The organism is Pedobacter sp. PACM 27299 (assembly GCF_001412655.1).
GTDB lineage: Bacteria > Bacteroidota > Bacteroidia > Sphingobacteriales > Sphingobacteriaceae > Pedobacter.
In genome coordinates this window covers 2,496,981-2,509,694 of sequence record NZ_CP012996.1, presented here as the reverse complement: position 1 = coordinate 2,509,694, position 12,714 = coordinate 2,496,981, and the positions used below count along the sequence as shown (strand labels likewise).

Sequence of the window (12,714 nt, the reverse complement as noted above, 5' to 3'; positions counted from 1 at the left end):
ATGATAGCTACACAATCCAAACTACCTGGCACAGGAACGAACATATTTTCGGTCATGTCCAAATTAGCAGAAGAACATCAGGCCATTAATCTTTCTCAGGGATTTCCTGATTATGAATGTGATCCGAAACTCATCGAATATGTAGCGGAGGCCATGCGCCAGGGCTTTAATCAATATGCCCCCATGACTGGTTTAGCAGCCCTGCGAGAAGTGATTACCGAAAAGATGAATCAACTTTATGGCGCAAATTATCATCCGGAAACGGAGATCAATGTTACTGCCGGAGGTACACAGGCTATATTCACCGCTTTAAGCGCTTATATTCATCCTGGTGATGAGGTGATTATTTTTGAACCTGCTTACGATGCTTATGCCCCTACGATAAAGTTGCTGGGCGGCCTGGTTAAACCTTATGAGCTTGCCCCTCCTCAATATGAGATCGACTGGGAAATGGTGAAAAAACTATTCTCCGCCAATACCAAAATGATCATCTTGAATAGCCCACAGAATCCAACTGGCTGCGTTTTATCAGAAAAGGACATCAAAGCACTCATCAAATTAACAAAAAATACCGACATCATGATTTTAAGTGATGAGGTGTATGAACATATCATTTTCGATGGTAAGCAACACCATAGTGTGGCTTTATACCCGGAACTCCGCGAAAGAAGCTTTATTGTGGCTTCCTTCGGCAAATTACTGCATACTACCGGCTGGAAATTGGGGTACTGCCTGGCGCCTGAACAAATGATGAAGGAGTTCAGAAAAATACACCAATTCAATGTATTCAGTGTAAATACTCCGATGCAGGTGGGTATCGCACGTTACCTGAAAGATCCGCAATCGTATCTTGGCTTATCTGCCTTCTTCCAGCAGAAGCGCGATTTGTTTCGTTCGCTCCTTACCGAAACTAAGTTTAAATTATTACCTTGCGATGGTTCTTATTTCCAATGCGTTAGCTATGAGCACCTCAGCGATGAAAAAGATGTCGCCATGGCCGAAAGGTTAATCAAAGAATATGGAGTTGCCTCCATTCCGGTTTCAGCCTTCTACATTAGGAATACGGATCACCATGTTTTGAGGTTTTGTTTTGCAAAAAAACAAGAAACATTGGAAAAAGCCGTTGAAAGACTAGTTAAATTATAATTTACATCCCTTTAAATTACAATAATGGAAAGTCCAGATTACCTAAGTATTAAAAACCTGAAAATCACAATTTTCCAGGCCTATTTATTTTGGGAGAATGTTGACAAAAACCTGCAGAATCTATCCCTAAGATTGTCCTCAGGTGTTAAAGAAAAAACAGACCTGATTGTACTTCCAGAGATGTTTAACACCGGTTTTAGCATGAACGCTCCAGCACTCGCTGAAGAGATGAATGGTAAAACTATGCAGTGGATGAAGGAGATTGCACAAAAATATGAATGCGTAGTTACTGGCAGTCTGATCATCAAAGAAGACGGTCATTATTATAACCGACTGATCTGGATGCTTCCGGATGGCGGCTATAGCCATTACGATAAAAGACATTTATTTGGCCTGGGTGAAGAAGATAAAAACTATTCTCCAGGCAAAGACAAAGTCATTGTAACATTAAAAGGCTGGAAAATCCGCCTTGCGATCTGTTATGACCTCCGCTTCCCGGTATGGCTGCGTAATCAGAATGAAGAATACGACATTCTACTGCTGATTGCCAGCTGGCCTGATAAACGTGCTGTTCATTGGAACGCACTGATTCCTGCCCGTGCCATCGAAAACCAGAGTTATGTGATTGCAGCCAATCGTGTGGGTCATGATGGTAAAGAACTATATCATAGCGGGCATTCCCAATGTATCGATCCAATGGGTAAAACCATTTATTATAAACCCGAAGACGAAGATCTTTATACCTTTAGTATCGGCTACGAAGAACTGGCTAAAACCCGCAGGGCCTTCCCATTCTTAAAAGACGCCGATCACTTTCAAATTATTTAAAGCTATACCAAACATGTTTAACCGTAGAAAATTCATTAAAGCATCTGCGCTTTCTGCCTCCTTATTAGCCATTGATAGAACAAGCGCTGCTGCAATGATCCCAAGCCCATCTCATGCACCTGTAAAACCAATCGTCATCTCTACCTGGGATTTCGGCATTGCTGCCAATCAGGCGGCATGGAAGGTATTATCTGCAGGCGGAAGAGCACTGGACGCGGTAGAACAAGGAGTACATGTTCCTGAAGCTGATCCAAAAAACCAATCCGTAGGTTATGGCGGCTTGCCAGACAGAGATGGTCATGTGACACTGGATGCCTGTATTATGGATGATTTGGGCAACTGCGGTGCCGTTGCTGGATTAGAACACATCATCCATCCCATTTCTGTGGCCAGAATGGTGATGGAAAAAACGCCGCATGTGATGCTTGTAGGTGATGGCGCACTTCAGTTTGCTTTGGAAAACGGTTTCAAAAAAGAGAACCTGCTGACCAAAGAAAGTGAAAAAGCATGGAAAGAATGGTTAAAAACGGCAAAGTATGCGCCGGTAATGAACATAGAAAATAAATTATACGATAAAGCCGCTCCTACCCGATTGCCAGGAAATCAATACAACCATGATACCATTGGCATGCTGGCTTTAGACGCTAAAGGAAACATTTCAGGTGCTTGTACCACCAGCGGCATGGCTTATAAGCTACATGGACGTGTGGGTGACAGTCCAATCATTGGTGCTGGTTTATTTGTAGACAATGAAGTTGGCGGTGCTACTTCTACCGGCGTTGGTGAAGAGGTAATCCGTAATGTAGGCAGCTTTTTAGTGGTAGAACTGATGAGACAGGGTTATACGCCTGAAGCAGCTTGTAAAGAGGCGGTCATGAGGATCATTAAAAAGAAACCTGAAATTGCCAAAAACATCCAGGTAGGCTTCCTTGCTTTAAATAAAAAAGGAGAATATGGAGCTTATGCGATTCAGCAAGGCTTCAGCTATGCGGTTTGTGACCAGAACAAAACCGATTTATTAATTCCTGGAAAAAGCTATTACTAACCCGAAATAAACCGTATCGAATGATTCAAATGGAAGTATGCGCCAACTCCCTTTCTTCTGCCTTGGCAGCACAGGAAGGCGGCGCAGTAAGGGTAGAATTTTGCGACAATTTACCAGAGGGAGGCACTACCCCAAGCTATGGGCAGCTCAAGCTGGCAAAAGAATTACTGCACATTTTAGTGTATCCGATCATCCGCCCCAGAGGTGGAGATTTTTTGTATTCTGATTTAGAATTCAGCATCATGAAGGAAGACATTAAAATCTGTAAATCATTAAATTGTGATGGAGTAGTGTTTGGCATTCTTCATGCAGATGGCAGTATCGATAAAGCCCGCTGTGCGGAGTTAGTTGAACTGGCCAAGCCTATGAAAGTCACTTTCCATCGGGCCTTTGACATGTGCAATAACCTGGAACAAGGTCTGGAAGACCTGATCAAATTGGGCTGTGAAAGGGTACTGACCTCAGGTGCTGCTCCTTCGGCTTTAGCAGGCGTTGGACAGATCAAAGCCTTAATTAAACAGGCTGCAGGAAGAATCAGCATCATGCCTGGTGCAGGTATTCATACAGACAACGTCACAGAAATCATCCGGATTACCGGTGCTAAAGAGTTCCATGCTTCTGCCAAATATGCGGTAAAAAGCGCTATGGAATTCAGAAATCCGAGCTTAAGTATGGGCACCAGCGAAGATGAATTCAGCTACGACCTGACCAATACCCAAACCGTAGAGAACCTGATCCGACTGGCCAATTCCTAGTAATGCCGCAGTCATTACAATATACTATGATTAATTTACGATAAATTAATCGACTCAAAATCCTATATTTGCGCCACTGATGAAGCACATACGTAATTTTTGCATAATTGCACATATTGATCACGGTAAAAGCACACTAGCTGACCGTCTATTAGAATATACTGGAACCATTACCCAACGTGAGGCTCAGGCTCAATTGCTGGATAATATGGATTTAGAACGTGAACGTGGGATCACGATAAAAAGCCACGCCATTCAGATGAATTATAAGGTTGGTGATATTGAATACAATTTCAACCTGATTGATACGCCTGGTCACGTAGATTTCTCTTATGAGGTTTCTCGTTCCATTGCAGCTTGCGAAGGTGCTTTACTTATTGTGGATGCATCTCAGGGAATTCAGGCACAGACCATTTCCAACTTATACCTTGCGCTAGAGCACGATCTTGAAATTATCCCTATTTTAAATAAAATGGATTTACCTGGGGCTATGCCTGAGGAAGTAAAAGATCAGATTATTGACTTAATCGGCTGTAAACGTGAGGATATTATTCCTGCATCAGGTAAAACTGGAATGGGAATCCCAGATATCATTCAAGCTATTGTAGACCGTGTTCCAGCACCAGTTGGTGATCCTGAAGCACCTCTTCAAGCATTGATCTTTGACTCTGTTTTCAATCCATTCAGAGGAATCATTGCCTATTATAAAGTAGTCAATGGTCAAATTAAAAAAGGCGATAAAGTTAAATTTATCAATACAGGTAAACAATATTTAGCCGATGAGGTAGGTATCCTTAAACTGGATATGTCGCCAAGAAGCGTTGTTAAAACCGGTGATGTAGGTTATATCATCTCTGGAATTAAGGAAGCACGTGAGGTAAAAGTTGGAGATACCATCACTACCGTAGACAGACCTTCAACAGATTCAATTCAAGGTTTCGAAGAGGTTAAACCCATGGTTTTCGCTGGTATTTATCCGGTAGATACTGATGAGTTTGAGGAATTGCGTGAAGCTATGCATAAATTGCAGCTGAATGATGCCTCTATCGTTTTCGAACCTGAAAGTTCTGCAGCATTAGGCTTTGGTTTCCGTTGCGGATTCCTGGGTATGCTACACATGGAGATCATCCAGGAGCGCTTAGAGCGTGAGTTCAACATGACTGTGATCACTACTGTACCCAACGTATCTTACATTGCCAAGACTACTAAAGGCGAGGTGATTTCTGTAAATAATCCATCAGATTTACCAGATCCAAGTAAATTGGATGCGGTAGAAGAACCTTTTATTAAAGCAAATATCATTACCAAGGCTGACTTTGTGGGCCCGGTAATGTCACTATGTATCCAGAAGAGGGGAATTATTGTCAACCAGTCTTACCTGACTTCAGATCGTGTAGAGCTTGTTTTTGAGATGCCTATGGGAGAGATTGTTTTCGACTTCTATGATAAACTAAAAACAATTTCTAAAGGATATGCTTCATTTGACTATCATCAGATTGGTTACCGTAAATCTGACTTGGTCAGATTAGATATGTTATTGAATGAAGAACCTGTTGATGCTTTATCCTCCTTAATTCACCGCAGCAATGCTTATGATTTTGGAAAGAAAATCTGTGAAAAACTAAGGGAATTAATTCCACGTCAGCAATTCGAGATTAAAATCCAGGCCTCTATTGGTGCAAAAGTTATCGCCAGAGAAACACTAAGCGCGCTTCGTAAAGATGTGACCGCTAAATGTTATGGTGGTGATATTTCACGTAAACGTAAGCTTCTTGAAAAGCAAAAGGCTGGTAAAAAACGTATGCGTCAGGTGGGTAATGTGGAAATTCCACAATCTGCTTTTATGGCCGTACTTAAATTAGATTAATAAATAACCTCATAAAGGATTACATGCAGTTACTTGACGGAAAATTCGCATCAGAAAAAATAAAACTGGAAATCGCAGCTGAAGCTGCTTCCTTCTTAGCTGAAAGTGGCAGAAAACCACATTTAGTGGCCATCTTAGTAGGTAATGATGGTGGCAGCGAAACCTATGTTGCCAGCAAAATGAAAAACTGTGAAAAGGTAGGTTTTCAATCTTCTCTGATCAGATACGACAATTCGGTCACAGAAGCAGAATTGCTGCAAAAGATAGAAGAGATCAATCAGGATGCTGGTGTAGATGGACTGATTGTTCAATTGCCACTTCCTAAGCATATCGATCCTGAAAAAGTAACTGAAACTATTGATTACCGAAAAGATGTAGATGGATTTCATCCGGTAAATCTGGGACGTATGATGAGGAACCTTCCTTGTTTCATCCCTGCTACTCCTTATGGCATTATGTTAATGCTTCAGGCATACGAGATTGATACCACTGGAAAACATTGCGTAGTAGTGGGTAGAAGTAACATTGTAGGTAGTCCGATGAGCATTCTGATGGCCAGAAATGCCAACCCCGGAAACTGTACCGTAACCTTAACGCACAGCAAAACTGCGAACTTGAAAGAGCTGGCTTTACAGGCTGACATTATCGTTGCTGCAATTGGTAAAAAGAACTTTGTAACTGCAGATATGGTGAAGCCAGGTGCGATCATCATTGATGTGGGTATCAATAGAGAAACTTCTACAGAAACCAAATCTGGTTATAAGTTATATGGAGATGTAGACTTTGAAAATGTAGCTCCTAAAGCTTCATGGATCACTCCAGTTCCTGGAGGTGTTGGTCTGATGACTATTGTAGGCTTGTTGAAAAACACATTGGCCTCTGCAAAGAAGGAAATCTATTCTTAAATAAGCTATAAAAAGCTCTTTAGTAACTCAACTAAAGAGCTTTTTTATCCAGCTTTCTTTTAAGCCGACATAAATTCCATCAACCCTTGTTTCTACCGGGTAAGTGTCAATATAATCTCCTTGTCCCTCTGCCCCTCTTCCCGTTTCCAGGTTGTATTCCCATCGGTGTATCGGACAAATCAGGTAACCATTTTTACAAGTACCTCCACTCAGAATTCCTCCTGCATGGGGACAGCTGTTTTGAACTACGAAAGTCTGGTCCTGATGTCTCACCAGACATAATTTTTTCCCATTCACTTTAATCTGTTCCACGAAATCATGCTCCGGGAAGCTGCCTTCCAATTTATACCACTTCAGCATAGCTCGTATTTAGGGTAAATGATTATAAATGAACCTCCTTTTTCACAGATTGGTCATATAAATCGGCTCAATATACATATAATCCCATTTCCCGTAAATATTTTATTTACCTTTGCCGAATAATATATGGCACACAATATACCAGCAGACGGCACATTACTTCCATTAATGGAAGAATTTTACACCATACAGGGCGAAGGATTTAACACAGGAAAAGCGGCTTATTTTATTCGTTTGGGAGGCTGCGATGTAGGTTGCCACTGGTGTGATGTGAAAGAAAGCTGGGATGCAGAACTACACCCACTGACTTCAGCAGATGATATTGTGGCCAAAGCAGATACCTTTCCAGGTAAAGCGGTGGTCATTACCGGTGGTGAGCCATTAATTTATAATCTGGATTATTTAACCCAAAAATTAAAGGAGAAAAATATCCTTACTTTCATTGAAACTTCCGGAGCTTATCCCCTTTCAGGTACCTGGGACTGGATTTGTCTTTCTCCAAAGAAATTTAAAGCCCCTCGTCCAGACATCACGCCATTCGCCAATGAGTTAAAAGTGATTGTGTTCAACAAGAGTGATTTTGAATGGGCAGAGCAATATGCTGCAACCGTTTCTGATACCTGCAAATTATACCTGCAGCCAGAATGGTCTAAGTCAAAGGAAATTACGCCATTGATTATTGATTACGTGATGGCAAACCCAAAATGGGAAATTTCTTTACAAACACATAAATATTTAAATATCCCTTAATCGCAAATTCAGATTTTTCGCTATATTTAATTTTACACCATTAACAATAGCATTTTGAAAAAAATATCTGTTGCTCTTTTTCTGTCTTTCCTGATGGTTCTTGGTGCTACAGCCCAGACTTCCACCATCAAGAAAGCCATGGCCAGCTTCGACAAAGCGCAGGGCCTTTTAAATGACAACCAATATCCTGAAGCCATTTCCGCACTCAAGGAATCCGTTAAGGCTGATCCCTCCTTTCAAAATGCCCTTCTACAGCTTGCAGAATTAAATAGAAGAATTAAATCCTACGAAGAAGCTGCTGTTTATTATCGGAAAGCCCTTGAACTGAATCCAAATTCAGAACTACGAATCTATTATGGACTAGGAGAATCTGAACTTTATAGCGGTGATTATCAAAATGCCTTAAAACACCTCAGCTTATTCATCAGTAAATACACCGGTAATGATGCTGCTTTTCTCGCCAGGGCAAAGAAATACCAGAAAGATTGTGCCTTTGCTATTGAGGCCCTAAAGAAACCTCAGCAATACGAACCCCTCAACCTTGGTCCTAAAATCAATACTGTATACCGGGATTATTTCCCTGCCATTACCGCCGACGATGAGACGCTTATTTTTAGTAGAAATATCGATGGAAACGAAGATTTCTTCATTTCTAAAAAGACAAATAATGAATGGGGTAACGCCCTCCCCTTAAGCAGCAACATCAATACACCTCAATTCAATGAAGGTGCACAATCCATTTCCCCAGACGGATTATATCTGTTTTTTACTGGATGTAACCGTCCTAATGGCCTGGGCAGATGCGACATTTACGTGAGTCATAAAGAAGGGAATAACTGGGCTGAACCTTTTAACCTTGGTGCCCCAGTAAACAGTGCTTATTGGGAATCTCAGCCTGCTATTAGTCCGGATGGCAACACGCTTTACTTTGTGAGCAACAGACCCGGTGGAATTGGCGGTTACGACATCTGGAAATCAAACCTCAACGCAGATGGCGACTGGTCGGCTCCGGTCAATCTTGGTCCGGAAATTAACACCCCTTATGATGAAAATACTCCATTTTTACATGCAGATGGGAAGACGCTATACTTCTCTTCAGATGGATGGCCAGGAATGGGCAATAAAGATATTTTCATCAGTCGTATGCAAGACAATGGTCATTGGAGTACTCCATTAAACATGGGATATCCGATCAATACCTTCAATGAAGAAAGTGGAATGATCGTGAGTCCGAATGGTAGCACCGCTTTTTTCTCTTCGAATTTAAAAGATGGTTATGGCGATATGGACATTTACCAGTTTAAACTTCCGCTGGATAAGCAGCCTATGCCCATCACTTATGTAAAAGGAGTGGTTCGCGATAAAGAAAGCGGGAAATTTCTGGATGCAAAAGTACAGGTAGTCAACCTGCTGAGCAAAAATACGGCTTACAGCGACTATACTGATAAAGAAAATGGAGAATTCCTTGCGGTCATGCCTATAGGCGGTAATTATGCGTTCAATGCCAGTGCAGATGGCTACCTCTTCTATTCAGAAAATTATGAATTAGGTACGGGAAGCAGGACGCAGCCCTTTCTCCTGGAGATCAACCTGGAGCGCTTAAAAGTGGGCAACAACATGGTGTTGAAAAATATCTTTTTTGATACCAATGAATATCGGCTCCTCCCGGCATCTGTGACCGAACTGCATACCCTGATTGAGCTGTTAAAAAGCAACCTTAATCTGGAAATAGAAATCCAGGGGCATACAGACAATGTAGGAAATGAACTACAGAACGAAAAGCTGTCCTTAAATCGTGCTAAAGCTGTCTATGACGAACTGATCGCTCAAAAGATCGATCCTTCCAGGCTGAGCTTTAAAGGCTATGGGGAAAACAAGCCTATTGCAGGTAATGATACAGAGGCGCAGCGCAAACAAAACAGAAGAACTTCCTTCCTGATTACTAAAATCTAAGGCCTAAAAAAAGCGGTTAAATAACCGCTTTTCTAATTCTTACTAGTTTTACCAGTAAATCTTCCAGTAAATCCAGGTGTAACATATTTGCACCATCTGATTTTGCATTTGCAGGATCAGGATGTGTTTCAATGAATAATCCATCTGCGCCTACTGCAATTGCAGCTTTAGCGATCGTTTCAATCAGTTCAGGTTTACCGCCTGTTACGCCAGAACTCTGGTTTGGCTGCTGCAGGGAATGTGTACAATCCATTACTACCGGCACTCCGAAGCTTTGCATTTCCGGTAATCCACGATAATCCACAATCAGGTCCTGATAACCGAAAGTGTTGCCACGATCTGTCAGGATTACTTTATGGTTTCCAGATTCTACAATCTTTTCTACAGCAAACTTCATAGATCCTGCGGACAAAAACTGACCTTTCTTCACGTTGACTACCTTTCCTGTTTTCGCAGCAGCGATGAGCAGATCGGTTTGGCGACAAAGAAAAGCTGGGATCTGTAATACATCCACATAGGCCGCAGCCATTGCCGCTTCTGCACTTTCATGAATGTCAGTTACCGTAGGCACATTAAAAGTCTTACCTATCTTTTCTAAAATCTTCAAAGCCTTCTCATCTCCGATTCCGGTGAAAGAACCACCTTTAGAACGGTTGGCTTTACGGTAGGAACCTTTAAAAATGAAGGGAATTTCTAACTTATCAGTAATCGTGATGATCTTCTCTGCGATGCGCATAGCGATTTCTTCTCCTTCAATGGCGCATGGTCCTGCCATTAAAAAGAAATTTCCTGATTCCTGGTGTTTTAAATTATCTAGTGAAAAATTGATCATTGTTTATTTGTAATAATTACCTAATACAGAATGTTAATTACCTAGTTCAGACATGAACTTGATGCGCATCAATTGAATCTCTTCACGGGAATAATCGGCTTCTCCTAATTCTTTCAATGCTTCATCAATAGAATCATTTTCCGCAGATTGGAAGTAATCGAATACTTCATCCTGACGGTCTTCATCAATCAATTCATCTACAAAATAATTCAGGTTTAACTTTGTTCCGGAGTTCACAATGGCTTCAATCTCTTTCAAAATATCGAAATAAGTAATGCCTTTAGATTTAGCAATGTCTTCTAAACTGATTTGTCTGTCTACATTTTGAATAATAGATACTTTCAGCTGCGATTTGTTGGCCTGCGTTTTAATGATCAGGTCAATCGGGCGTTCAATATCATTGTCTTCTACATATTTTTTAATCAGCTCAATGAATGGCGAACCGAACTTCATGGCCTTTCCATTTCCTACTCCTGAGATCTGTTTCAGCTCATCCATTGCAATCGGATAATGCGTACACATTTCTTCCAGCGAAGGATCCTGAAACACGACGAATGGCGGTACATTCTTTTGCTTGGCGATTTTCTTTCTCAGATCCTTTAACAGCTGCAGCAGCTGGGTATCTAAAGTTCCGGATCCATGTTTCACATCATCTTCATCATCATCAGCCGCACTTTCTATCGGCTCATTGAGTACAAATTTTAGGCTGTATGGATTCTCGATAAAGTCTCTACCGTTATTAGTCAGCCTTAAAAGGCCATAATTGTCAATATCTTTAGAGAGGAAGTTGTTCAATACGGACTGACGGATTAAGGACTTCCAATAGTTTTCTCCTTCTACCATTCCTAAACCGAATTCAGGAATCTTGCCATGCTCGTAAGCGATGGTTTGAGCCGTTTCAGATCCGGTAAAGATGTTCAGTATATGCGCATCGTCGAACTTCTCGCCGATACGCTGGATTAATTTCAATAGAACCAAGAGGTTATCTTCTGCTTCAAAAAGTTTCTTAGGCTTTTTACAGTTGTCGCACATACAATTACAGCCTGTTTCATTGAAGTTTTCACCAAAATAATGCAGGATCTGTTTTCTACGGCAAACGCCTGATTCGGCATAGTCGATCACTTCCTTCAGGATCTGTGTTCCGATTTCCCGTTCAGACACCGGCTTATCCTTCATGAATTTCGCCAGTTTATCTACATCTTTCTGCGCATAAAAAGCAATACATACCCCTTCACCGCCGTCTCTTCCGGCTCTACCAGTTTCCTGATAATACCCTTCCATACTTTTAGGGATATCATGGTGGATCACGAAACGCACATCGGGCTTGTCGATTCCCATCCCAAAAGCGATGGTAGCTACAATCACCTCTACATCTTCCATCAGGAATTTATCCTGTGTATCTGCACGTACTTTAGGCTCCAGACCGGCATGATAAGGCAGGGCCTTAATGCCATTCAGGTTGAGTGCTTCCGCTACTTCTTCCACCTTTTTACGGCTCAGACAGTAAATGATTCCAGATTTTCCGGTATTGTACTTGATGTACCTGATCATTTCCTTGATGACATCTCTTTTCGGGCGAATCTCATAAAATAAGTTCGGCCTGTTAAAAGAAGATTTAAACAAGGTTGCATCAGACATCTGTAAATTCTTAATGATATCCTGCTGTACTTTCGGGGTTGCTGTAGCCGTTAAAGCGATAATTGGAATATCCTCTCCCAGTCCGCTGATGACCTGTCTGATTTTTCGGTATTCAGGACGAAAATCGTGTCCCCATTCCGAAATACAGTGGGCTTCATCCACCGCTACAAAAGAGATCTTGATGAGCTTTAAGAATTCAATATTATCTGGTTTAGACAATGATTCCGGGGCAACGTACAGCAATTTGGTTTGTCCACTGAGCAGATCACTTTTTACCTGGGTAATTTCTGCTTTATTTAAAGAAGAGTTTAAAAAGTGTGCAATGCTGTCGCTTCCACCAAATGCCCTCAGCTGATCTACCTGATTTTTCATCAGGGCAATCAGGGGCGATATAACAATTGCAGTTCCCTCGCTCATAAGCGCAGGTAACTGGTAACATATGGACTTCCCTCCACCTGTAGGCATAATCACAAACGTATTCTTTCCTTCGAGAACATTGGTGATGATAGACTCCTGGTCACCTTTAAAATTATCAAAACCAAAAAAGGTTTGCAAGTTATCAAACAACGACTTTTTCACATCCATTACGCGTATAAAATATTCAGTGCTATATTTACTTCAAAATAACATAATTT

The 12,714-nt window shown here is 41.4% G+C and carries 11 protein-coding genes; 8 read left to right on the top strand and 3 right to left on the bottom strand.

Features of this window, described 5'->3' with window-relative positions; genetic code table 11:
* The 6 genes from AQ505_RS10495 to AQ505_RS10470 all read left to right on the top strand — a co-directional run bounded on the left by AQ505_RS10495 (nucleotide 1) and on the right by AQ505_RS10470 (nucleotide 6,546).
* Nucleotides 1-1,146, top strand: a complete 1,146-nt coding sequence (locus AQ505_RS10495; RefSeq protein ID WP_062548141.1) for a methionine aminotransferase — start codon at nucleotides 1-3, stop codon at nucleotides 1,144-1,146.
* Between the two features lie 24 nt (nucleotides 1,147-1,170).
* A complete protein-coding gene (locus AQ505_RS10490; RefSeq protein WP_197286348.1) occupies nucleotides 1,171-1,974 on the top strand; it encodes a nitrilase family protein in 804 nt (267 codons plus the stop codon).
* Nucleotides 1,975-1,987: 13 nt separating this feature from the next.
* On the top strand, nucleotides 1,988-3,019 hold the full coding sequence (locus AQ505_RS10485; RefSeq protein ID WP_062548140.1) for a N(4)-(beta-N-acetylglucosaminyl)-L-asparaginase: 1,032 nt from the start codon (nucleotides 1,988-1,990) through the stop codon (nucleotides 3,017-3,019).
* A gap of 20 nt (nucleotides 3,020-3,039) precedes the next feature.
* Nucleotides 3,040-3,774 (top strand): copper homeostasis protein CutC, encoded by a 735-nt coding sequence (locus tag AQ505_RS10480; protein ID WP_062548139.1) that lies wholly within the window; start codon nucleotides 3,040-3,042, stop codon nucleotides 3,772-3,774.
* A gap of 79 nt (nucleotides 3,775-3,853) precedes the next feature.
* On the top strand, nucleotides 3,854-5,641 hold the full coding sequence (gene lepA / locus AQ505_RS10475; protein WP_062548138.1) for a translation elongation factor 4: 1,788 nt from the start codon (nucleotides 3,854-3,856) through the stop codon (nucleotides 5,639-5,641).
* A gap of 23 nt (nucleotides 5,642-5,664) precedes the next feature.
* Nucleotides 5,665-6,546 (top strand): bifunctional 5,10-methylenetetrahydrofolate dehydrogenase/5,10-methenyltetrahydrofolate cyclohydrolase, encoded by an 882-nt coding sequence (locus tag AQ505_RS10470; RefSeq protein ID WP_062548137.1) that lies wholly within the window; start codon nucleotides 5,665-5,667, stop codon nucleotides 6,544-6,546.
* Nucleotides 6,547-6,573: 27 nt separating this feature from the next.
* On the opposite strand, the gene AQ505_RS10465 is transcribed toward AQ505_RS10470, so the two are convergent.
* The gene (locus AQ505_RS10465) at nucleotides 6,574-6,906 is read right to left on the bottom strand and encodes a Rieske (2Fe-2S) protein (protein ID WP_062548136.1); all 333 of its coding nucleotides are present in this window, start codon (nucleotides 6,904-6,906) and stop codon (nucleotides 6,574-6,576) included.
* Between the two features lie 126 nt (nucleotides 6,907-7,032).
* On the opposite strand from AQ505_RS10465, the gene AQ505_RS10460 reads away from it, so the two are divergent.
* Nucleotides 7,033-7,656, top strand: coding sequence for a 7-carboxy-7-deazaguanine synthase QueE (locus AQ505_RS10460; protein ID WP_062548135.1), 624 nt, complete (start codon nucleotides 7,033-7,035; stop codon nucleotides 7,654-7,656).
* Between the two features lie 54 nt (nucleotides 7,657-7,710).
* Nucleotides 7,711-9,609, top strand: a complete 1,899-nt coding sequence (locus AQ505_RS10455; protein WP_062548134.1) for an OmpA family protein — start codon at nucleotides 7,711-7,713, stop codon at nucleotides 9,607-9,609.
* A 16-nt stretch (nucleotides 9,610-9,625) separates the two neighbouring features.
* On the opposite strand, the gene kdsA is transcribed toward AQ505_RS10455, so the two are convergent.
* Nucleotides 9,626-10,441 carry a 3-deoxy-8-phosphooctulonate synthase gene (kdsA, locus tag AQ505_RS10450; RefSeq protein WP_062548133.1) on the bottom strand — a complete coding sequence of 272 codons (816 nt, stop codon included), beginning with the start codon at nucleotides 10,439-10,441 and terminating at the stop codon, nucleotides 9,626-9,628.
* Nucleotides 10,442-10,474: 33 nt separating this feature from the next.
* Nucleotides 10,475-12,664: a DNA helicase RecQ gene (gene recQ / locus AQ505_RS10445; RefSeq protein ID WP_062548132.1), complete on the bottom strand. Its 2,190-nt coding sequence runs from the start codon at nucleotides 12,662-12,664 to the stop codon at nucleotides 10,475-10,477.
* Nucleotides 12,665-12,714 lie beyond the last annotated feature (50 nt).

Excerpts from the sequence above, each read along its gene's own strand:
- AQ505_RS10485 (WP_062548140.1), top strand. The coding sequence starts at position 1,988 with ATGTTTAACCGTAGAAAATTCATTAAAGCATCTGCGCTTTCTGCCTCC.
- AQ505_RS10495 (WP_062548141.1), top strand. The coding sequence starts at position 1 with ATGATAGCTACACAATCCAAACTACCTGGCACAGGAACGAACATATTT.
- AQ505_RS10470 (WP_062548137.1), top strand. The coding sequence starts at position 5,665 with ATGCAGTTACTTGACGGAAAATTCGCATCAGAAAAAATAAAACTGGAA.
- AQ505_RS10480 (WP_062548139.1), top strand. The coding sequence starts at position 3,040 with ATGATTCAAATGGAAGTATGCGCCAACTCCCTTTCTTCTGCCTTGGCA.
- recQ (WP_062548132.1), bottom strand. The coding sequence starts at position 12,664 with ATGGATGTGAAAAAGTCGTTGTTTGATAACTTGCAAACCTTTTTTGGT.
- AQ505_RS10490 (WP_197286348.1), top strand. The coding sequence starts at position 1,171 with ATGGAAAGTCCAGATTACCTAAGTATTAAAAACCTGAAAATCACAATT.
- lepA (WP_062548138.1), top strand. The coding sequence starts at position 3,854 with ATGAAGCACATACGTAATTTTTGCATAATTGCACATATTGATCACGGT.
- AQ505_RS10460 (WP_062548135.1), top strand. The coding sequence starts at position 7,033 with ATGGCACACAATATACCAGCAGACGGCACATTACTTCCATTAATGGAA.
- AQ505_RS10465 (WP_062548136.1), bottom strand. The coding sequence starts at position 6,906 with ATGCTGAAGTGGTATAAATTGGAAGGCAGCTTCCCGGAGCATGATTTC.
- kdsA (WP_062548133.1), bottom strand. The coding sequence starts at position 10,441 with ATGATCAATTTTTCACTAGATAATTTAAAACACCAGGAATCAGGAAAT.